This is a genomic window from Aromatoleum toluclasticum ATCC 700605, assembly GCF_000378245.1.
In the GTDB taxonomy this organism is placed as follows: Bacteria; Pseudomonadota; Gammaproteobacteria; order Burkholderiales; family Rhodocyclaceae; genus Aromatoleum; species Aromatoleum toluclasticum.
Genome location: NZ_KB899505.1, coordinates 131,944 through 153,536, shown reverse-complemented (window position 1 = coordinate 153,536; position 21,593 = coordinate 131,944). Strand labels below are relative to the sequence as shown.

At 67.7% G+C, this 21,593-nt stretch carries 19 protein-coding genes; 6 read left to right on the top strand and 13 right to left on the bottom strand.

Going from position 1 to position 21,593, the window contains the following annotated elements:
• Positions 1-2,338, bottom strand: a 2,338-nt coding sequence (locus F464_RS0121515; RefSeq protein ID WP_018991928.1) for a retention module-containing protein, incomplete at its 3' end; no start/stop codon positions are given.
• 342 nt (positions 2,339-2,680) lie between these two features.
• On the opposite strand from F464_RS0121515, the gene F464_RS0121505 reads away from it, so the two are divergent.
• On the top strand, positions 2,681-4,588 hold the full coding sequence (locus F464_RS0121505) for a peptidase U32 family protein (RefSeq protein WP_040395687.1): 1,908 nt from the start codon (positions 2,681-2,683) through the stop codon (positions 4,586-4,588).
• An 81-nt stretch (positions 4,589-4,669) separates the two neighbouring features.
• Here F464_RS0121505 and F464_RS0121500 read toward each other — a convergent pair whose 3' ends face one another.
• From F464_RS0121500 to F464_RS0121460, 9 genes are all read right to left on the bottom strand, one after another.
• The gene (locus F464_RS0121500) at positions 4,670-5,857 is read right to left on the bottom strand and encodes a glycoside hydrolase family 2 TIM barrel-domain containing protein (RefSeq protein ID WP_040395686.1); all 1,188 of its coding nucleotides are present in this window, start codon (positions 5,855-5,857) and stop codon (positions 4,670-4,672) included.
• Positions 5,858-5,921: 64 nt separating this feature from the next.
• Positions 5,922-8,009, bottom strand: a complete 2,088-nt coding sequence (locus tag F464_RS0121495; RefSeq protein WP_018991925.1) for a heavy metal translocating P-type ATPase — start codon at positions 8,007-8,009, stop codon at positions 5,922-5,924.
• Complete coding sequence (locus tag F464_RS31425) at positions 8,006-8,365, bottom strand: hypothetical protein (RefSeq protein ID WP_018991924.1); 360 nt, start codon at positions 8,363-8,365, stop codon at positions 8,006-8,008. The genes F464_RS0121495 and F464_RS31425 overlap by 4 nt, the downstream gene beginning before the upstream one ends.
• Positions 8,331-8,693, bottom strand: a complete 363-nt coding sequence (locus tag F464_RS29250) for a hypothetical protein (RefSeq protein WP_018991923.1) — start codon at positions 8,691-8,693, stop codon at positions 8,331-8,333. Before F464_RS29250 ends, F464_RS31425 begins: the two co-directional genes overlap by 35 nt.
• Positions 8,693-9,136: a hypothetical protein gene (locus F464_RS30055; protein WP_157354044.1), complete on the bottom strand. Its 444-nt coding sequence runs from the start codon at positions 9,134-9,136 to the stop codon at positions 8,693-8,695. Before F464_RS30055 ends, F464_RS29250 begins: the two co-directional genes overlap by 1 nt.
• A 10-nt stretch (positions 9,137-9,146) precedes the next feature.
• Positions 9,147-9,842, bottom strand: coding sequence for a ferritin family protein (locus tag F464_RS0121475; RefSeq protein WP_018991921.1), 696 nt, complete (start codon positions 9,840-9,842; stop codon positions 9,147-9,149).
• A complete protein-coding gene (locus tag F464_RS0121470) occupies positions 9,835-10,170 on the bottom strand; it encodes an HMA2 domain-containing protein (protein WP_018991920.1) in 336 nt (111 codons plus the stop codon). Before F464_RS0121470 ends, F464_RS0121475 begins: the two co-directional genes overlap by 8 nt.
• A gap of 45 nt (positions 10,171-10,215) precedes the next feature.
• Positions 10,216-10,671: an HMA2 domain-containing protein gene (locus F464_RS0121465; RefSeq protein WP_018991919.1), complete on the bottom strand. Its 456-nt coding sequence runs from the start codon at positions 10,669-10,671 to the stop codon at positions 10,216-10,218.
• Between the two features lie 41 nt (positions 10,672-10,712).
• A complete protein-coding gene (locus F464_RS0121460) occupies positions 10,713-12,623 on the bottom strand; it encodes a potassium transporter Kup (RefSeq protein WP_018991918.1) in 1,911 nt (636 codons plus the stop codon).
• A gap of 184 nt (positions 12,624-12,807) precedes the next feature.
• On the opposite strand from F464_RS0121460, the gene F464_RS0121455 reads away from it, so the two are divergent.
• On the top strand, positions 12,808-13,641 hold the full coding sequence (locus F464_RS0121455; RefSeq protein ID WP_051092335.1) for a helical backbone metal receptor: 834 nt from the start codon (positions 12,808-12,810) through the stop codon (positions 13,639-13,641).
• 135 nt (positions 13,642-13,776) lie between these two features.
• Here the strand turns inward: F464_RS0121455 and F464_RS0121450 are convergent, their stop codons facing one another.
• The 3 genes from F464_RS0121450 to F464_RS0121440 all read right to left on the bottom strand — a co-directional run bounded on the left by F464_RS0121450 (position 13,777) and on the right by F464_RS0121440 (position 17,243).
• Positions 13,777-14,265, bottom strand: coding sequence for a putative toxin-antitoxin system toxin component, PIN family (locus tag F464_RS0121450; RefSeq protein WP_040395662.1), 489 nt, complete (start codon positions 14,263-14,265; stop codon positions 13,777-13,779).
• Between the two features lie 105 nt (positions 14,266-14,370).
• Positions 14,371-16,194 carry a PHA/PHB synthase family protein gene (locus F464_RS0121445; protein ID WP_018991915.1) on the bottom strand — a complete coding sequence of 608 codons (1,824 nt, stop codon included), beginning with the start codon at positions 16,192-16,194 and terminating at the stop codon, positions 14,371-14,373.
• A 20-nt stretch (positions 16,195-16,214) separates the two neighbouring features.
• Positions 16,215-17,243 (bottom strand): MBL fold metallo-hydrolase, encoded by a 1,029-nt coding sequence (locus F464_RS0121440; protein ID WP_018991914.1) that lies wholly within the window; start codon positions 17,241-17,243, stop codon positions 16,215-16,217.
• Between the two features lie 135 nt (positions 17,244-17,378).
• Between F464_RS0121440 and F464_RS0121435 the strand changes: the two genes are divergently transcribed.
• The 4 genes from F464_RS0121435 to F464_RS0121420 all read left to right on the top strand — a co-directional run bounded on the left by F464_RS0121435 (position 17,379) and on the right by F464_RS0121420 (position 21,580).
• Complete coding sequence (locus F464_RS0121435; RefSeq protein ID WP_018991913.1) at positions 17,379-17,816, top strand: MerR family transcriptional regulator; 438 nt, start codon at positions 17,379-17,381, stop codon at positions 17,814-17,816.
• Between the two features lie 263 nt (positions 17,817-18,079).
• Positions 18,080-19,219, top strand: coding sequence for a carbonate dehydratase (gene can, locus F464_RS0121430; protein WP_018991912.1), 1,140 nt, complete (start codon positions 18,080-18,082; stop codon positions 19,217-19,219).
• 36 nt (positions 19,220-19,255) lie between these two features.
• Positions 19,256-20,446 carry an acetyl-CoA C-acetyltransferase gene (locus tag F464_RS0121425; protein ID WP_018991911.1) on the top strand — a complete coding sequence of 397 codons (1,191 nt, stop codon included), beginning with the start codon at positions 19,256-19,258 and terminating at the stop codon, positions 20,444-20,446.
• Entirely contained in the window at positions 20,447-21,580 is a 1,134-nt protein-coding gene (locus F464_RS0121420; protein WP_018991910.1) for an acyl-CoA dehydrogenase, read from the top strand.
• The last annotated feature ends 13 nt before the right edge of the window (positions 21,581-21,593 follow it).

Genomic DNA, 21,593 nt, shown 5'->3' with positions numbered 1-21,593 from the left:
TCGGTCCGTCGTCCTCGAAGGTAACGAGGTTGCCGATGGCGAGGGTGTCGGAGGCCTGATCGCCGTCGCCGTCGGTGGTGGTGACGGAGAGCGAGAGCTTGCCGGCGAGGGTGACCGGGTCATCGGGGTTGGTGTCGTCGGGATGGTGCAGGGCGACGTTCTGGGTGACGCTGAGTACGCCGGCGTCGCTGATCGTGACGGTGAATGCGGTGGCGTCGAGTGAACCATTGCCGTCGCTGTCGTAGCGGCCGAGGACGGTGTTGTCGTTGGTGTCGGCGACGAGGGTGATGGCCTTGCCATCGACGGTGGTGAGGCCGGAGTCGGCGACGTCGACGACGAGCTTGACGTTGGTGGTGCCGCCGTCGGCGCCGGTGAGGGCGCTGATGTTGGCGACCGCGGCGCTGGCCGTGATCGTGCTGCCCAGGTCGGTGGTCTCGTCGGTGGTGACGCTGCCTTCGCCGGTGGCGGTGACGGTCACGCTCGGCACATCATCGACAATCGTCACCGTAAGTTGCGACGACGCGACATTCGGATCGACCGGATCGCCATCCGTCGCCACGACGCCGAATTGCTCGACCAAGGTGGTGTCGTTGGCGGGCTGGGTGTGCGTCTCGGCGGCGTTGAGCGTGTAACTGTAGGTGATCGTACCGGTTGCCGGGTCGAATGCAGTCACCGACAGCGTATTGCCAAGCGGAGTTGTGGCCGAAGTCGGTGTGAAGACGCCGTTGACGATCACTTGCATGTCACCGATCGTGAGGTTCTGGATCGTGAGCGACCCGACGCCGTCGGGCGCGGTGATGACAAAGCTGCCGGAGGCCGTGACGGGCGTGACGGTGCCGCCTTCGCCGACGAGACCAGCTTCGTTCACCGTGATCGTATCGCCGTCGACATTGATGATCCGGTCGATGCGGGTGATCGCGTCGTCGGACGTGTTCAGCGCTTCATAGGTGCCGCCGGTGGCACTGGTGATCGTTACCGTGACGTTGTCGCCGGTGATCGCGGCGAGTTGGGCCTCTGTGAGCGTGACCGCGGTCGAGCCGGTCAGGCTGCCGACCGGGATCACGATCACGGCGCCATTCGATAGCGTGAGCTCAAGCGGCGTGCCCAGCGGAGCGCTCGCCACGGAGGCGGTGTAGGTGATCGTGCCACCCAGTTCCGATACCTCGCTCGACGCATTGAGCGTGACCGTGGTTGTGTCGATGGTGTCGACGAGCGTCACGTTGCCGACCGTCGGCGGGTTGAGCGCTTCGAAGTTGGAGCCACCAGCGAGCGTGACATTGGTCGCGACAGGCAGGACTGCGTCCGCTTCCTTATAGACGTCCTCGAACAGCGATTCGGGAATCGGGACCGCGAGGGAGCCGCTCGTGCCTTCGCTGATCGTAATGGTCTGGGTGTTGCCTGCCAGGTCGGTGAAGGTGATCGTGACCGGATCGTCGCCCGGACGCACTGCAGCGTTCAGCGTGACGACGTAGGTGAGCGTGGCGCCGTCCTCGGTGAGCGACGGGGCCGCTTCGAGGGTGACGTTGAGCGAGGAGTTGGTCGGGTCGATGGTGTCGCGCACCTCGACGGTGGCCGGGCCGGTGGGCGTCACGGTGCTGAAGCCGCTGCCCGTGGTGTCGACGACGGAGACCGGGAAGGTTTCGGCGTCGATGTAGGGATCATCGCCCTGGATCGGGAAGGGCGTCGAGGTACCGGTGGTGGAGCCTACCGGGATGACGATGATGGCGCCGTTGCTCAGCGTGATGACGAGGTCACTGCCGGTGACCGGGCTGCTGATGGTCGCGGTGATGGTCGCCGTGCCGGTGCCTTCGAACACCGAGATGTCGCCGAGCGTGACCGTCGCGCCCGGAAGCTGCGCCTCCTGGGTGATCGGTGCCGGCTCTTCCGGCTGGAGCTGGGCCGACGGTTCCTGGGCAAAGCGGAACTCGAGCGGCCCCACCCCTTCGGTGATCCGCAGCAGGCGCACGAAGTTGTTGCCTTCGCCGCCGCCACCGCCGCCGGCCAGGCCGGCCGCAGGGGCTTCGAGGTCGTCGAGGTTGCCGCCCTGTTCAAGGGCCTGGATCACCTGGTCGACGGTCCCTTGCGAGACCTGGGCGTCCTCGCGGCCCGGACGGGTCGTTGCGGACACCTCGGAGGTCAGGGTCACGACCTGGTCGGCCGAGACGACCATCGGCGCGCCATCGGACATTGCCAGTTCGACGTGGCCACCGGACATCGTGATGACCACTTCGCCTTCCTGCAGCGTGTCACCCGCCTTGAGCGGACGCAGGTTGCCTTTCACGTCGCGCGCAAAAGCCCTGCCCGTGACCGCCACGACTACCGCAATCGCTTGTGCCATTTTCCCTGCTCCTCTAACCGTTAAGCGAGGCTGCCGGGCAGCCGCGCACGAATCCTCTTACACTTGGTGACAGTTTAGGATTCGCGAATGAAGTGGGGTATTGGACCCAGGTACAACCCGGTGGGCGTTCCCGTGATCTGCTTCACGGAATTCCGAAAACTCTTGTTACAGGTTGGGCGCGCAATGAACGGCTCGCCATTGCAGCCGGGGGCCGATGGCGGATAAGGCCCTGCGACCACGGAAAGGGCATTCCCGCAGCGGTCTGCGGTGTGGCACGAAAAGTCCTATCATTCGGCACTGCCGGCGCGCTGCCGGGCCTCCTTCGATTTGCCGGTTCTCCCGATGCCGCACGCCTTCGCCCTGGAACTCCTCGCCCCCGCCCGCAACCTCGAATCCGGCATCGCCGCGATCGAGCACGGGGCTGACGCCGTGTATATCGGCGGACCCTCGTTCGGCGCGCGCGCCTCGGCCGGGAACAGCATGGCGGACATCGCGGCGCTCGCCGCGCACGCGCACCGCTATTCAGCGCGCGTGCTGCTCGCCCTCAACACCATCCTGCGCGACGACGAACTCGAACAGGCGCGCAAGGTGGTCGTCCAGGCTTACGAGGCGGGCGTCGATGCGCTGATCGTGCAGGACATGGGCCTGCTGGAACTGGACCTGCCGCCGATCCAGCTGCACGCGAGCACGCAATGCGACATCCGCACGCCGGCCAAGGCGCGCTTCCTGCAGGACGTGGGCTTCTCGCAGATCGTGCTGGCGCGCGAGCTCGACCTGCGGCAGATCCGCGCGATTGCCGACGCCACCGAGCGCGAGCGCTGTGCGCTGGAGTTCTTCATCCACGGCGCGCTGTGCGTGAGCTATTCGGGCCAGTGCACGATCAGCCACGCCTTCACCGGACGCAGCGCGAACCGCGGCGAATGCGCGCAGATGTGCCGCCTGCCGTGGTCGTTGAAGGATGCGGACGGGACGCCGGTGGCCGAGCGCCGCCACCTGCTGTCGCTCAAGGACAACGACCAGACGGCGAACCTCGCGGCGCTGATCGACGCCGGTGTCCGCTCGTTCAAGATCGAGGGCAGGCTCAAGGATCTGGCCTACGTGAAGAACGTGACCGCGCATTACCGCCAGGAGCTCGACCGCATCCGCGAGGCGCGGCCCGAACTCGCGCGCAGTTCGGCGGGGCGTTCGACCTTTGCCTTCGCGCCGCGCCCCGAAAAGACCTTCAACCGCGGCAGCACGGACTATTTCGTGAATGGCCGCCACGGCGACATCGAATCCTTCGAGTCGCCCAAGTTCGTCGGTGCCCCGATCGGCCGCGTGCTGGGGGTGAGCGGGCGCTTCGTCACCGTCGAGGCTGGGGAGCCGCTCGCGAACGGCGACGGACTGGCATGGTTCAACGCCGCGGGCGAGCTGCAGGGGGCGCGCGTCAATCGCGTCGATGGCGACCGGCTCCAGCTCGTCGACCTGCCGCAGGGGCTCGTGAGCGGCGCGACGCTGTACCGCAACGTCGATCACGCGTTCGAGAAGCAGCTCGCCGGCAAGTCGGCCGAACGTCGCGTGCAGGTCGGGCTGCGGCTGGCCGATGCGGCGGACGGGCTGGCGCTGACGATCACCGACGAAACCGGTATCGCCGCGACAGCAACGCTCGCCTGCGACAGGGCCGAGGCGCGCGACCCGCTGCGCGCGCAGGCGACGCTGCGCGACAGCCTCTCGAAGCTCGGCGGCACGATGTTCGCCGCCGCGCCGGATGATGTGGCGATCGACACGGCACGGCCCTGGTTCGTGCCGGTCGGGCAGCTCAACGCGTTGCGCCGCGCGGCAGCGGAGGCGCTGCTTGCGGCGCGGGAAGCGGCGTGGCAGCGCCCGCCGCGTGCGGTTCCGGTCGAGCCGCCTGCGCGCTATCCGGACACTTCGCTGAACTACCTCGGCAACGTCTTCAACGCCCGCGCGCGCGAGTTCTACCGCAAGCACGGCGTCGAACTGATCGCCGACGCTTTCGAGGCGAACCACGAGGACGGGCTCGTGTCGCTGATGATCACCAAGCACTGCCTGCGTTACAGCTTCAACCTGTGCCCCAAGCAGGTGAAGGGCATCCGCCCCGAGCCGATGACGCTGTGGCAGGAGCGCGGCGAGGACGGGCGCGTCGTGCGCGAGCCGCTGACGCTGCGCTTCGACTGCAAGCAGTGCGAGATGCATGTGGTCGGCCGGCGCGTCGGCGGCAAGGGCTCCCGGCCGCAACTTTCGGATTGAGGGGGCGCGCGGTTATTGGCCCGGCGATCGGCCTATGGCGGGATACGCCTTCGGCTCCTCCCGCCGATCCACCGACCCGCGTCAGCGCACGAGGAAGGGCAGGTTTGCGGTCGCAGCCTTGCCCTTGTGGTCGCGGACGGTGATGAAGAGGCGATAGGCGCCCGGCTGCTGCGGGGCGCGGAAGCGCACGCTGGCCGCGTCGGCGTGCAGCACCGGTACCGCAATGCGCGCCGGGGGCGTTTCGATGCCGCTGCCGCCGCGCAGGTCGGTCGCTTCGGCCAGCACTTTCCACTCGGTGCGCAGGGCCGTTCCGTCGAAAGACGCGGCATCCACCCCGGCCGAGACTTCCTGGCCCGGTGCGAACTCGTCCGCCGCGATGCCGATGCCGCGGATGGCCGGCGCAGGCTCCGCGACCGGCTTGCCCCACGCCAGCGTCAGTGCGTCGCTCATCGCGGTGAGGCTGCCGTCCGCGAGCAGCAGGCCGTGCCACGTCTCCGTCTGCTCCTGCTTCGCCCCCCACAGGAAGGGGAAGGCGCCGGCGATCTGCGGCTGGGTGCGCAGGAAGGCGAGCACGTCGCGAAAGAAGGCGGCCTTCTCGCTGCTCGTCGGCTCGAGCGGCGCGCCCCACGGCTTCGTCCCCGCCTGCCACTGGCCGAGCGGGCCGAGTTCGCTGACGATGACCGGTTTCGTGATGCCGGCGTCGCGCAGGCGCTGGGGCAGCGTGAACGCCGCGCCCGCATAGGCGTTGATGCCCAGCAGGTCGATATTGGCGCAGCACGCGGCGAGCTGCTTCAGGCGTTCGAGCTCACCATCGACGGCGACCATCAGGGTCGGGTGCGCCGGGTCGATGGCCTTGATGATGCCTGCGAGGCGGTCGATCTCGCGCCACGCGGGCAAGGGGTCGGTCGCGCCGGCTTCGACCTCGTTGCCGACTCCCCATGCAAGCAGCGCAGGATGCTTGCGGTGGCGCTCGACGAAGTTGCGGACGGCCTGCTCCTGCGCGTGTAGCGCGCCGGCGTCGAGCGGATAGGCGACCGACACACCCATCACCACCCGCAAGCCGTGGCGTCGTGCCGCGTCGAGCACCCACGCGTCGGACTCGCCATACACACGGACGACGCCGGCCCCGGCAGCGGCGAGTTTCTCGAGGGCCGCCCGGTCGCCGGCGAACGCGGCCCCCTGCCATTGCTCCGGCATAGTCTCCGCGCCGGCCTGCAGTGTGACGAAACACGACAGCGCGAGCGCGCAGGCGAGCAGGGCGCGAGTCATCCAGCGCGCGAACGGCCGCAATGCCGGACCGCGCCGTATCGTCGTGTTCGCGCCGGCAGGCGTATCAGCCCGACCGGCCGCGCAGCGCATTGAGCAGGATCGCGATCGTGCTGCCGTTATGCAGCATCGCCGTCGTCACCGGCGACAGCAGGCCGACCGCCGCGGCGCCGAGGATCGCGGTGTTGAGCCCGACCGTCAGGCGGTAGTTGTTGCGGATGCGCTTCATCGTCGCCTGCGCGAGCGCCTTGGCGTCGGCAACACAGCCGATGTCGTCTTCCAGCAGCGCGACGTCGGCGGTCAGGCGGGCGATGTCGGCACCCTTCTGCATCGCGACGCCGACATGGGCGCCGGCCAGCGCGGGGGCGTCGTTGATGCCGTCGCCAATGAAGGCGATGCGCGCGCCCTGCCGGCCCAGCTCTTCGACGATGTGCGCCTTCTGCTCGGGCAGCAGTTCGGCATGGAAGGCGTCGAGGCCCAGCTCCGCGGCGAGTTCGGCGGCGCGTTCCTGGTGGTCGCCGGTGAGCATCAGGATTCGCTCGACGCCCAGTCCGCGCAGCCGCGCGATGGTCGCGGCGGTGTTGGCCCGCACTTCGTCCTTCAGCGCCAGCACGCCCAGCAGCGTGCCGCCGAAGCCGATGTACAGCAGCGTCTTGCCCTCGCGGTACAGGCGGTCGATCGTGTCGACGTGCGCCGATACGTCGATCTTCTCGTCGTCCTCGATGAAGTGGCGCGAGCCGACGACGATGCGCCGGCCGTCGACCACGCTGGCGACGCCGTGCGCGACGATGAACTGCACCTCCTGGTGATCGAAGTGCTTGCCGGAGATCTCCTTCGCCGCCGCGACGACCGCCAGCGCGAGGGGGTGGAAGTAATGCTCCTCGACCGACGCGGCGAGGCAGATCAGGTCGTCGGCGGAAAAGCTGTGGTCGAACGTCACCGAATCGGTGACCGCGAGCCGGCCGGCCGTGAGCGTGCCGGTCTTGTCGAAGACGAAGGTGTCGGCTTCGGCCAGGCGCTCCAGCGCGCTCGCGCCCTTCACGAGGATGCCGGTGCGCCCGGCGCGGTACATCGCCGACTTGAACGCGACCGGCGTCGCCAGTTTCAGTGCGCAGGAATAGTCGGCCTGCAGCACCGCGGCCGCACGGCGCCAGTCCCGCGACAACAGGTAGGTCGAGCCGGCCAGCCCGAGTACGATGGGAACCAGGCGGTCGGCGAGGCGTGCCGCGCCCAGCTGCGCCTCGCTCTTTGCCGTGAGCGACTGCTCGACGTAGTCGGCGATACGCGCCGCGGCGGTGCGTGTGCCGACCTGCTCGGCGTAGATCTGCAGCCGGCCTTCCTCGATCAGCGTGCCCGAGAGCACCGAGTCGCCGCGCCCTTTAACGACCGCGACGCTCTCGCCGGTCATCGCCGCCTCGTTCACCGTCCCTTCGCCGCCGAGCACGGTGCCATCGACCGGGACCACGGCGCCGGTGCCGACGACGACCGTATCGCCGACGCTCACCTCGCTCGCGGGGACGAGCACCTCCTGCCCGTCGCGCACGACCCAGATCTCGTCGCTGGACGGGCGCAGCAGGTGCTTGAGCAGGTCGTCGGAGCGCCGCGCGATCGAGTCCTCGAGGTATTCCCCGAGCGCCAACATGAAGGTCGTGGTGTTGGCCGCGCTGAAATCGCCGCGCGCGAGCGAGATCGACACCGCCAGCGCCTCGAGCACATGCGAGGAGATGCCGTTGTCGCGGTAGTCGTCGAGGGCGTGCTTGATGAGCGGCGCCGCGGCGCCGAGCGTCACCGGCAGTTGCACGGATGCGGGCAGGTAGGGGGTGCCCAGCAGGGTCGCGAGGCTCGCCACCAGCGGCCCCGCACCGCCCTCGACGGCGGCGGCCTTTGCGCGCGCCGCGCGCGCGCCCGGCGGGTGCAGTGCCGCGACGGCCTGATGCAGGGCCTCGACGCCGGTCGCCGCGGGGTCGAAAGTCAGCACCAGCGAATGCGCGCGGGGATTGACCCGCGCCTCATTCACGCCCGGGATGTTCTCCGCCGCGCGCTCGATCGCGAGCGCTGCCGCGGGCGTGCCGGGCACGCACGCGAAGCGGAAGCGCACCCGTCCGCGCGTGCGGTGCGCGACGCTCAGCGAGCGGAACCACGACCCGCCGCTCATGCGCCGCCGTGCTGCTCCGCCTCGACTTCGGCCTTCAGGTCGGCCATCTGTTCCTTGAACTCCTCGACGCCGCCGACCATGCCCGCATACAGTTTCATGCCGGTCTTCAGCAGCTTGCCGCGCAGTTCCTCGTCGCTCAGCACGTAGGCGGCGGCCGCGCCGATCGCGGCTCCGAGCAGGAACTGGTCGTACTGGCGCGATTTCAGCAGGCCGGGCATCGCGTGCAGCAGTCCTGCGTCGAAGCCATGACCGGCCGGGCCGCTGCCCGGCATGCCGTAGCCGGCGCCCCAGCCGCCCGGCGCGTAGCCGGCGGCGTAGTCCTCATGCCGCGCTTTCTTGTGTTTCTTCTTGCCCAAGATGCTTCTCCCTTTTTCCGTTGCTGCCGCGCGCGGACTTGCGCGCCAGATAATCGATCGCGACCAGGCCTGCGGCGCCGCCCGCGACGGCCACCAGCATGCCGCGAAGGTCCTGCCGCTGCCAGGCGTCGGCCGCGGCGCATCCGGCCGCCAGCGCCGTGCCGCCCTGCAGCGCCTGCTTCAGCACGGCCCGGCCGGCGGCGGGCGTGGCGCGCCCGGCCGGCTCCTGCAGTGCCGCGAGCAGGCCCGTGGCGACGAAGCCGCGGACGAAATTCGCCGGCATCTCGCCGGCCTTCACCTTGACCGGCAGCTTGCGCATCGCTCGCATCAGGCCGAGTCTCCGGTGTCTGCAGGCGGAACCGGCGGCGCGGCCTTCTTGCGCGTACGCGCGCGCGGCGCGGCGGCCTCGCTCGCCTTGGCCGCAGCGGCCGCCTTGGCGGTGCCGGCTGCCGGGCTGCTGCTGCGGCGCCTGCCCTTCGGAGCGGGAGCTGCTTCCGGCGCGGTCTCGGCGGCAGTTTTGGCGGCAGTTTCCGCTGCAGCCTTTGCCGGCGCCGATGCAGCCGCCTTCTTCCGTGCCGCAGGTTTTGCGGGGGCGGGCGTCACCAGCTTCGCCTTCAGTCCTGCCGACGAGTGTTCGATCGCGTCGAGGCTGGTGATCGTCGCGTCGCGCAGTCTCTCCTGCGCCTTGTCGAGGCTGCCGCGCAGGCTGACTGTCTTCAGCAGCCGCACGGCCGCGGCGCCGACCATGGCGCCGATTGCGAATGGAAGCACGGGATACATCTCATCCCTCCTTGCCGTCTTGAGTGAAATTGCGCTTGCCGCGGGCAAGCAGGACGCCCGCGCCACCGGCCGCGATGCCGGCCAGCAGTGCGGGATTGAGCTTGCCCAGCAGCGGGCCGACGACGCCGATGGCGGCGTGCTGGCCACTGAGCACCGAGAAAGTCCTTTCGAGAAAGTCGCCGAGCACGCCGTGTTCCATGTGGGCCTCATCGGGCGCGACGCCGCCCTGCGCGTGCAGCTCTTCGAGGCGCAGCGCCTCCGCCACCGCGTCGTGCCAAACCTGCAGCTGCCGCGCATCCTCGGCCTGCAGGCGGCGCAGGCTCTTGCGCAGGCCGGCGTCGGTGCGCGAAATCAGCGATTCGTACAGCTGCAGGCGGCCGAGCGTCCCGGCAAGCGCGCGTTCGCAGTTCGCGCGCCAGCCCGGGGCGAGGCTGGTCTCCTGCGGGAATGGATCGAGCGGGCTCGCCACGCCGTGGCGCCGGCACTGCCGCGCGAGCGTCGCAATGCGCGCCTCGGCGGCCTTGAGGCTGGCGGCGAAGGGTTCCCGCGGCCCGTAGGCTTCGACCGCCTTGCCGAAGAAGGCGCGGGCGGCGAACTCGTCGTACAGGGCGATGCGCAGCGCCTGGTGCGCCGTCGGGAACGGCGCCTTGCGCAGGATGCGCCGGCCGCGCAGGATCGCCTCGTCGTAGTTACGCATCCGTCACCTCGCGGTGTTTGGCGACGAGGATGTCGAGCAGGACCTCGGCCGCAGGCGAGCGCACGCCGCCGAGCAGGTCCGGCCACGCCGTGGCGGGGATCGCCCCGGTGTCGTACTCGACGGTGCATGAGCGGGCGAGCAGGTTCAGCTTGACCGAGCGGATTCCGGGGATGTCGTCGAGCGCCTGGCCGAAGCGTTTCGCATCGCCGATCGCGTCCATCTGGCCCTGGTCGAGATCGGCCTCGAGCTTGAGGCGGATGCGCCCCGGGATGTGGTGGGCGATGCGCAGCTTGCGCGAGAAGCGTTGCAGTTGCTCGAAGGCGTCCATGGAATGGTGTGGATCGATCCGGGAGTGGCGGCGGAATTGCGCCGGCTATTTGAACAGATGACGGCGGTGTACCGCCATATGGATGCCGAGCAGGCCGAGGAACAGCCCCCCCGTGGCCGCGTGGGCCTTCTTGCTGCCGGCCGCGGCCAGCGCGAGCGAGACGCCCAGGCTACCGAGCATGCCGTATTTCGCCCAGGTGTTGAGCTTCCGGTCGCGCTGCCAGCGTCGCGGCGTGCGGGCGGGGGCTGGCTCCTGTGCGACAGGCTGCGGCGCAAGCTCGGTGCCGACGGCGGCCGACACGCGGGCTTCCATCTCTACGCGCGTCGTGTGTTCCGGGGTATAGCGCAAAAGCATGCTGCCGGTGCGCGGATTGCCCTCGACTTCGACGACTCCGTCGATTTCCGCGAGGATGGCGCCCAATCGCTCCTGTCGCGCCGCGTCGCGCAACCGGGTGTCGCGGATCCGGATGCGGCCGGGTACTGCCGAGACGATCCAATTCATGCGGACGTACCCTCCCTGGCCGGAAGGCCGATTACCTTAGATCATAGCTCGACTTGGGTACCCAGTTCCACAACGCGGTTCGGCGGCAGGTGAAAGTAGTCGGCCGCGCTGCCTGCATTGCGGAACATGACGATGAAGAGGCGCTCGCGCCAGCGTGCCATGCCCGAGCCCATGCGCCGGACGATGGTTTCGCGGCCGAGGAAGAACGAAGTCTCCATGGTCTCGAAGGCCAGCCCGTGCTCGGCGCAGCGCACCAGCTCGGCGGGGATGTCCGGATCGTCCATGAAGCCGAAGGTCAGGCCCAGGCGGTAGAAGCCGTAGTCGATCTCCTCGACCTCGATGCGGTCCTTTTCCTCGACGTGGGAGACATCCGCGGTGTGCACCTTCAGCAGCACCACGCGCTCGTGCAGCACCTTGTTGTGCAGCAGGTTGTGCAGCAGCGCGCGCGGCACGCCGTCGAGCCAGGTCGTCAGGAACACCGCGGTGCCCGCGACGCGCGGCGGAGGGCTGGTGAACATCGAATGGATGAACAGGTCGAGCGGGATGGTATCGGTGCGGATGCGGCTGTTGAGCATCGCGCGCCCGCGCTTCCAGGTCGTCAGGAAGGTGAAGATCACCGCGCCGATCAACAGCGGGAACCAGCCGCCGGCGATGATCTTCACCGTGGTTGCGGAGAAGAAGGCGACATCGACGGCGAGGAACACGGCCAGGAATATGCCTGCCTGAACTTTTCCCCAGCCCCACAGCGCGCGTACGACGACGAAGGCAAGCACCGTGTCGATCATCATCGTCATCGTCACGGCGATGCCGTAGGCCGAGGCCAGCGCGCTCGACGAGCGGAAGCCGACGACCAGCGCGATCACCGCGCCGAGGAGCATCCAGTTGATGCTCGGCACGTAGATCTGGCCCATCTCGCGCGCCGACGTGAAGATTGTGCGCATGCGCGGCGCGTAGCCGAGCTGCATCGCCTGGCGCGTCAGCGAATAGGCGCCCGAAATCACTGCCTGGCTCGCGATGATGGTCGCGAGCGTCGCCATGCCGACCATCGGATAGACCAGTTCGTCCGGCACCAGCAGGTAGAAAGGGTTGCGCACGTTGTCGGGGTGCTCGAGGATCAGCGCACCCTGGCCGAGGTAGTTCAGGTACAGGGCCGGGAACACGACCGTGAACCACGCGAGCTTGATCGGCTTGCGGCCGAAGTGGCCCATGTCCGCGTACAGCGCCTCGCCGCCGGTGATCGCGAGCACCACGGCGCCCAGGCCGAGCCAGCCCAGTAGCGGGTTGTCGGCGAGAAAGCCCAGCGCCCACATGGGGTTCAGCGCGCCGAGGATTTCCGGGTGCAGGCGGATGCCGGAGATGCCCAGTGCCGCCAACAGGAGGAACCAGCACACCATTACCGGCCCGAAGACCGCGCCGACGCGGTTGGTGCCGTGGCGCTGCATCATGAACAGGCCGACGAGGACCACGAGCGCGATCGGCAGCACATAGGGCGCGAAGGCCGGTGTCGCGACTTCAAGGCCTTCGACCGCCGACAGCACCGAGATCGCCGGCGTGATCATGCCGTCGCCGTAGAACAGCGCTGCGCCGAATACGCCCAGTGACGATAGCACCCAAGCCTTGCGGCCGTCCGGGACCACGCGCAGCGCCAGCGAGGTCAGCGCCATGATGCCGCCCTCGCCGCGGTTGTCGGCACGCGTGATGAACACGACGTATTTCGCCGACACCACCAGCATCAGCGCCCAGAACACCAGCGACAGGATCCCGTACACGTTTTCCGGCGTCACCGGCACGGCGTGCGGGCCGTTGAATACTTCCTTCAGCGTGTAGAGCGGGCTGGTGCCGATGTCGCCGTAGACGACGCCAATCGCGGCAACGGCGAGTCCGGCGAGGCCGGTTTGCGTGTGGGTGGCGGGTGCATCGGTCGGGTGTTCCGCACGGTCGGCAGTGTGCACGACAACCCCTGGACGTTCTGTTTGGGGGGCTAAGCATACTGCAACGCAACATCCCGAAACAGGGAAAAAATTGGTGCATTCCCTCGGTGGGAACGTCGTCTAGGACGAGGGCATCGGCCCCAATGCGCACGTGTGCTGCGCCTGCCCTACAATTGCGAGCGATTCCCGTTCAGGTCTCATGTCGATGAAAATGCCTCCCGTGGCCAACGCCGCCCCGATCCTCCGCGACGCACTCGGCGCCGAACACCGGCCCGCCGGCGGCGACGTGCGCATCGTGTCGCTCGTGCCCTCGCTGACTGAACTCGTGTGCGAGCTCGGGCAGGCCGACCGTCTGGTGGGGCGCACGGGCTTCTGCGTGCATCCGCGCGATGTCCTGAAGGCCGTGCCCAAGGTCGGTGGCACGAAGGACGTGAAGATGGATGTCGTGCGTGCGCTCGCGCCGACCCATCTGATCGTCAATATCGACGAGAACCGGCGCGAGACGGTGGAGGAGCTCGCTGCCTTCGTGCCGAACGTGATCGTGACCCATCCCTGCACGCCGGCGGACAATCTCGGCCTGTATCGCCTCTTCGGCGGCATTTTCGGCTGCACCGAGCAGGCGGATCGCCTCGCCGCGGAGCTCGAGGCCGCGCTCGCCGAAGCGCGCGCCGTCGCGGGTGCGTTGCCGCGTGAGGCGGCGCTCTACCTGATCTGGCGCGAGCCGTGGATGAGTGTCGCGCGCGACACCTACATCTCCGCGACGCTGGCCGAGGTGGGGTGGGACACGCTTCCCGTCGGGACCTCCGACCGCTACCCCTCGATCGACTGGCAGGCGCCGTGGATGGCGGAGGTCGCCCGCGTGTTCCTGTCGACCGAGCCCTACCGCTTCCGCGAAATGCACCTCGCCGAAGTTGCGGCCCTTTCCGGTCGTCCCGTGTCGCTGATCGATGGCGAAATGACATCCTGGTACGGCAGTCGCGCGCCCTCTGGCCTGCGCCACCTCGCCGCGTTGCGCCGCGCGCTTGCTGGCTGCGCGTAACGCATGGAATCCGCCGTTTCGGCGGCCGGCGGGATTTGGTCCGTCGACACGTAGGGCGGGAGCAGCGTAGCGTATCCCGCCATCCTGCTCGCCCCGACCGCCGCACGGCGGGATACGCCTTCGGCTCCTCCCGCCCTACAGCGTGGCGAGCCGCAGCGTGTCCTGCAGGGCTTCCGGGCTCAGGATCGCGAACAGCGGCTTCACCAGCCGGTGGCGGTTGAGCTTGAGCAGCAGCTTGTCGCGGCTCACGAGATGCGTTGCGCCGCCGTCGCGCGCGAGTTCGAGGAATTTCTGGTCGTCGGCGTCGCGGCACGCGGGCAGGGCTGGGGCGTTCGCATCCTCCCGCGCGGGTAGTACGGTGGCGCGGGCCGCATAGGCGGCGAGGATCGCGGCCTGCCGTTCCGCAGGGATCCCGAACTGGCGGTAGGCGAGCACGCGCCGCAGTTCTTCCAGCGTCAAGTCATTGACGAGCAGTCGCGGCGCGCCGCCGTCGATCAGCGCACGCAGGTGCGCGAGCTTCGGATCCTCGAACGCCCACAGTGCCATCACGGTGTTCGTGTCGAGCACGAGACGCAGGGCTGATGGGGCAGGGGCAGGTGAGGGTGGAAGTGGGGTGGCGGTCATCGCGGAGGCCGAAGGGCGGATTGGCGTCGGGGGTGGCGGTAAACGACGACGAGGGGGCCGGGGCCCCCTCGCGTTCATTGTCGCCGCATACGGATCAGGCGGGGATCAAGCGGCCTCTTGAGCGTCGAGACGGATCTTGACATAGGAGCCCGGGGCGTCTTCCAGCGCCTTCAGCTTGCCCTTGGCCGGATCGCGCACGTCGACCTGCTCCGCGTCGTGTGCGGTGACCCAGGACTGCCAGTCGGTCCACCACGAGCCTTGCTGGTGTTCGGCGCCCTCGAACCACTTGTCGGCGTCTTCGGCGAGCTTGGCGGCCGGGTTCAGCCAGTAGCCGTACTTGTTCGCGACCGGCGGGTTGACGATGCCCGCGATGTGGCCCGAGCCGCCCAGCACGAAGCGCACCGGGCCGCCGAACTTGGTCGCGCCGGTGAAGGTGCTCTTCCACGGCGCGATGTGGTCTTCCAGCGTCGAGATGAAGTAGCACGGCGTCTTGATCTTGCCGAGGTCGATCGGCACGCCGTCGATCTCGATGCCGCCGGGCTGCACCAGGCGGTTTTCCATGTACATCGCGCGCAGGTAGAAGCTGTGCATCTTCGCCGGCATGCGCGTCGAGTCGGAGTTCCAGTACAGCAGGTCGAAGGGGAAGGGATCCTTGCCCATCAGGTAGTTATTGACGACGAAGGACCAGATCAGGTCGTTGGCACGCATCATGTTGAAGGTGCCCGCCATCTCGGCGCCTTCGAGGTAGCCGCGCTCGAACATCTTCTTCTCGAGGCTGGACACCTGCTGCTCGTCGATGAACACGCCCAGCTCGCCCGGGTCCGAGAAGTCGGTCATGGTCGTGAAGAAGGTCGCCGCGGCGATGCGCTTCTGCTTCTTGGCCGCGAGATAGGCCAGCGTGGTCGCCAGCAGCGTGCCGCCCAGGCAGTACCCGCAGGCGTTCACTTCCTTCTCGCCGGTCTGCTTCTCGATCGCGTCCAGCGCGGCGACGATACCTTCGAGCACGTAGGATTCGAAGGTCTTGTTTGCGAGGCGCTCGTCCGGGTTCACCCACGAGATCACGAACACGGTGTGGCCCTGGTCGACGCACCACTTCACGTACGAGTTCTTCTCGCGCAGGTCGAGGATGTAGAACTTGTTGATCCACGGCGGCACGATCAGCAGCGGGCGCTTGTAGGCCTTCTGCGTCGTCGGCGTGTACTGGATCAGCTGCATCATGTCGGTCTGGAACACGACCTTGCCCGGCGTCGTGCCGACGTTCTTGCCCAGCTCGAAGGCGCTGGTGTCGGTCATGCGCACGCGCAGCTGGCCGCCGCCGTCTTCCATGTCGCGCAGCAGGTTGTTGAGGCCCTTGATCAGGTTCTGGCCGTTGTTCTTGACCGTCTCGCGGAACACTTCCGGGTTGGTCAGCGCGAAGTTCGACGGCGACAGCGCGTCGATGTACTGGCGCGTGTAGAAATTGACCTTCTTCTGCGTCTGCTCGTCGAGGCCGTCGACGCAGCACACGGTGTCATGCACGTGGCGCGCGGCGATCAGGTAGGACTGCTTGATGAAGTCGAACAGGAAGTGCTCTTCCCACTGCTCGTCCTTGAAGCGCTTGTCGGTCTTGTCCGGCTGGGCGATCGGCGTGCCCTGCATCCCCATCACGCGCAGCATCGAGTGCTGCCACAGCGAGAAGTAGTCCCACACCAGGTTCATCTGCGATTGCGCCAGCTTGTACGGATTGGCCAGCAGCTTGGCCATCATGTCCATGAAGGCCTGCGCAATGCCCAGTTCGTCGCTGGGGGTGGAAACCCCTTTCTTCAGCTGGCGCTGGACGTGTTCGCTGATGAGGTGCGAGGCGCGCTGGGCCACCTCGGCATAGGTTTTCGCGACTTCCTTGGGGTCGGGCAGGTCGGCGAATACTGTCTCGGGGGTTGGTGCGGCCATCTCTAGTCTTGCTCCTGTTTTCACTCTGATTTTTCGAATCGGATGATGCCTGTCCGGTCGCTCACCCTGCGGATCTCGCCGCGCGCGACGAGATAGTTGAGGTGTGCAATCGCCTCTCCCATGGCGAACATGACCTGATGGGTGTCCAACTCACGGGGGAACAGCGTCGATAGCAGTTCCCCTGCGCTGCGGGGGGTCTTGATTTCGTCCAATAGTGCATCGCAGCGTTCACGGTGGTGCGCATTGAGTTGTTCGATGCGCGCACGGATGCCGCGGAACGGATGCCCGTGTGATGGTAGCACGAGCGTATCGTCGGGCAAGTCCTTGAAGCGATTTAATGATTCGAGAAACCAGCCGAGCAGATCGTCTTCCGGGGTGAGGGCGTAAACGCTGATGTTTGTCGAGATGCGCGGTAGCAGCATATCGCCCGAAATGAGCACTCCGAGCGACTCGCAATACAGGCTCGCGTGCTCGGGGGAGTGACCGTAGCCGACGATCACACGCCAGTCGTGCGTGCCGATGCGCAGCACGTCGCCGTCGAAGATGCGCTGGTAGGATTTCGGCAGGGCCGGGACCCCCTTGCGGTACGAATTGCCACGCTCGCGCAGTTCCGCCTGGCGTTCGGCGTCGAGCCCGTGGGCGGCGAAGTGCGCGACCATCTCATCGATGGCGTTGCCCGCGACCTGGTTCCAGATCGCGTGGCCGTTGAAGAATTCGCCCTGCGTCATCTGCACCGGCGCGCCGTCGCGTTCGGCGAGCCAGCTCGCGAGACCGAGGTGATCGGGGTGGCTGTGGGTGACGACGATCCGCGACAGCGGGCGCCGGTCGCGGTCGAGGATCGCGTTCCAGTTGTCGCGCACCGCGTCGAGGCCGAAACCGGTGTCGACGACGGTGAGCGAGTCGCCGTCGTCCAGCGTCCACAGATTGATGTGATTGAGCGCGAAGGGTAGCGGCATGCGTACCCAGCCCACTCCGGGCGCGACCTGTTTCACTTCGCCCGCACCGGGGGTGTCATCGAAGGGGTACTGCAGTTCTCCGGTTGCCGTCATTGCACTGTCTCCGTTGGAGGGGGCAGGCGGACATTGCCCTGCCTCTCGAATTCTGGTTAACTTTTCGGCCCTGTCCGGGCTGGTGGGCACGCAACGCGCCCTCTCCGGACCGGTTTTACTTCGATCGGTCGGCCAATGGCAAGCGAACAAACCTACTCCATCACCGAACTCGCGCGGGAATTCGACGTGACGCCACGGGCGATCCGCTTCTACGAAGACCAGGGTCTGCTGAACCCGTCGCGAGCCGGCCGCACCCGGGTTTACACGAAATCCGACCGCACCCGGCTCAAGCTGACGCTGCGCGGCAAGCGCCTGGGCCTGTCGCTCGCCGAGATCAAGGAGCTGATCGAGATGCACGGCGGCGTGCGCAACGCGGCCCCCCAGCTGCTGCGCTTCCTGGTCGTGCTCGCCGACCGGCGTGCCGCGCTCGAGCAGCAGCGCGAGGACATCGAGGCGGTGCTGGGCGAGATCGATTCGCTCGAGAAACAATGTTCCGAACTCCTGGGCCATGATGCGTCCCGTGCCGTCGAGGAGCGCGCGGAAGTCGTGCGTCGCATGCGCGCCGGGGCTTGATTTTTTTGACGGTTAGTTTACGTTGACGTAAACGTAATGACAACAGGCACAGCGCAAGGGCCGGAAGGACGGTCGAAGTCCGGCAGGGCATGAGGCTGGCGGGAAGAAGCCGCTCCCGCAAGAAAAGCGCCGCCCGCGTGGCGCGGGCCCGGTCCGGACTGTGGCAGCATGGCGGGTTGGTGACGGGGCATGGCCCCGTCGTGCAACGACAACCCGCGGAAGCCGGCAGGGGCTTCCGCCTGCGACTGTTCCTGGGAGTGACGATGGCAACGAAGCTTCGCATACTGAGTGCTGACGACAAGACCGAACTGGATCACGTACGCCAGTTCTTCCGCAATTACGCGGCGTGGCTGGGCGTGGATCTGTGCTTTCAGGGCTTCGGCGACGAGATGGCGTCGCTGCCCGGCTCCTATGCGGCGCCCGAGGGGCGTCTGTTCTACGCCGAGATCGACGGCCAGCCGGCCGGTTGCGTGGGCCTGCGTCCGACCACCGGCGGCATGTGCGAGATGAAGCGCCTGTACGTCGAACCCGCACACCGCGGGCTGGGCATCGGCCGTGACCTCGTGCTTGCGGCAATCCGCAGCGCGAAGGATCTCGGTTACCGCCGCATCATGCTCGACACGATGCCGGCGATGCGCATCGCGCTGAAGCTGTACCGCGAGATGGGTTTCAAGGAGGCGCCGGCCTATTACCCGACGCCCGTCGAAGGTGCGATCCTGCTTTCGCTCGACCTCGAGAACTGGTCCGAGGAAGAGGTCGCCAACGAGAACCTGTTCCACCTGTTCGACTACAACCGCGCCTGGGCGCAGCAGATGCACCAGGTCGATCCGACTTTCTTCGAGAAGCTGTCGAAGCTGCAGTCGCCCGAATACCTGTGGATCGGCTGCTCGGACTCGCGCGTGCCGGCGAACCAGATCATCGGCCTGCTGCCGGGCGAGGTGTTCGTGCATCGCAACGTCGCGAACGTCGTCGTGCATACCGACCTCAATTGCCTGTCGGTGATCCAGTTCGCGGTCGACGTGCTGAAGGTCAAGCACATCATGGTGGTCGGTCACTACGGCTGCGGCGGCGTGAAATCGGCGTTGATGTGCGAGCGCATCGGGCTGGTCGACCTGTGGCTGCGCCACGTGCAGGACGTGCATGTGAAGCACCAGAAGGTCGTTGACGCGCTTGCGCCCGAGCTTGCGCACGACCGCCTGTGCGAGCTCAATGCGCTGGAGCAGGTCGTGAACGTGTGCCAGACGGTGGTGGTGCAGGACGCATGGCGCCGCGGCCAGCCGCTGACAGTGCATGCGTGGATCTATGGATTGAAGGACGGACTGGTGCGCGACCTGGGGCTCAACGTGCGCCGTCCCGAAGACCTGATGCCGCGTTACGTCGCGGCGCTCGAATCACTGGCCTGAGAGCCGGGTAACCAAGACGTTTTACAGGAGAGAAGCATGAGTGATCCCGTCGTTATCGTTTCCGCCGCCCGCACGCCGATGGGCGGTTTCCAGGGCGAGCTGTCCGGCCTGACCGGCCCGCAGCTGGGCGCCGTCGCCATCAAGGCCGCCGTCGAACGCGCCGGGATCTCTCCCGAGCAGGTGCAGGAAGTGCTGATGGGCTGTGTGCTGCCCGCGGGCGTCGGCCAGGCGCCGGCCCGTCAGGCGGCGCTGGGCGCGGGGCTCCCGCTGTCGGCCGGCTGCACCACGGTGAGCAAGGTGTGCGGTTCGGGCATGAAGGCGACGATGCTCGCGCACGACCTGCTGGTCGCCGGCACCAACGACGTGATGGTCGCGGGCGGCATGGAGTCGATGTCGAACGCCCCCTACCTGCTGCCCAAGGCGCGCGGTGGCTACCGCCTCGGCCACGGCCAGGTGCTCGACCACATGTTCCTCGATGGCCTCGAAGACAGCTACTCGAAGGAGAACAAGGGCCGCCTGATGGGCACCTTCGCGGAAGACTGCGCAGGTCACTTCAGCTTCACCCGCGCGGCGCAGGACGAGTTCGCGATCGCCTCGACGACGCGCGCGCAGAACGCGATCAAGGACGGTTCCTTCGCGTGGGAAGTCGCGCCGGTGACCGTGTCGGGCCGCAAGGGCGATGTCGTCATCGACAAGGACGAGCAGCCGCCGAAGGCGCAGATCGACAAGATCGCCGGGCTGAAGCCCGCGTTCTCGAAGGACGGCACGGTCACCGCCGCCAACTCCTCGTCGATCTCCGACGGTGCCGCGGCGCTGGTGATGATGCGCCGTTCGACCGCCGACAAGCTGGGCCTGAAGCCGCTGGCGACCATCGTCGGCCATGCGACGCACGCACAGGAACCCGCCTGGTTCACGACCGCCCCGGTCGGCGCGATGCAGAAGGTGCTGGCGAAGGCCGGCTGGACCAAGGACCAGGTCGACCTGTGGGAGATCAACGAAGCTTTCGCAGTGGTCACGATGGCGGCGATGAAGGAACTCGACCTGCCGCACGACAAGGTGAACGTGCACGGCGGCGCCTGCGCGCTCGGCCACCCGATCGGCGCTTCGGGCGCGCGCATCCTGGTCACGCTGCTCGGCGCGCTGAAGAAGTACGGCAAGAAGCGCGGCGTCGCGAGCCTGTGCATCGGCGGCGGCGAAGCGACGGCAGTGGCGGTGGAGCTCGCGTAAATGATCCTCACGCAAGAACAGGAAATGATCCGCGACTCCCTGCGCGCCTTCGCGCAGGAGCGCCTGGCCCCCTTCGCCGCCGAATGGGACCGCAAGCACACCTTCCCGCGCGAGGCACTGAAGGAGCTCGCCGAGCTCGGCGCCCTGGGCATGGTCGTGCCCGAGCAGTGGGGCGGCGCGGGCATGGACTACATGAGTCTCGTGCTCGCGCTGGAGGAGATCGCCGCCGGTGACGGCGCGACTTCGACCATCGTCAGTGTGCAGAACTCGCTCGCTTGCGGCATTCCGAACCGCTACGGCAACGACGCGCAGAAGGAACAGTGGCTGAAGCCGCTCGCGCGCGGCGAGAAGCTGGGCTGCTTCTGCCTGACCGAGCCGCACGTGGGCTCGGACGCTTCGGCGCTGAAGACGACCGCCACGCGTGACGGCGACGCGTGGGTCATCAACGGCGTGAAGCAGTTCATCACGACGGGCCGTGAAGCGGACGTTGCGATCGTCTTCGCCGTGACCGACAAGAACGCCGGCAAGAAGGGCATCTCCTGCTTCCTCGTGCCGACGAACACGCCGGGCTACATCGTCGCGCGCATCGAGGAGAAGATGGGCCAGAAGGCCTCGGACACCGCCCAGATCCTCTTCGAGAACTGCCGCGTGCCGGCCGGTGCGCTGCTCGGCGCCGAAGGCGAGGGCTACAAGATTGCGCTGTCCAACCTCGAAGCGGGCCGTATCGGCATCGCCGCGCAGTGCCTGGGCATGGCGCGCGCGGCGCTGGAAGCGGCGGTGAAGTACGCGCACGAGCGCGAGACCTTCGGCAAGCCGATCTTCGAGCACCAGGCGGTGAACTTCCGCCTCGCGGACATGGCGACCCAGCTGGAAGCCGCCCGCCAGCTCGTATGGCACGCGGCGAGCCTGAAGGACGCCGGCCGGCCCTGCCTCAAGGAAGCGTCGATGGCGAAGCTCTTCGCCTCCGAGATGGCCGAGAAGGTGTGCTCGGACGCGATCCAGATCCACGGCGGCTACGGCTACGTCAGCGACTTCCCGGTCGAGCGCATCTACCGCGACGTGCGGGTGTGCCAGATCTACGAAGGCGCGAGCGACATCCAGCGCCTCGTGATCGGTCGCTCGCTCGCGGTTTGAGCAGCAAGTTGCG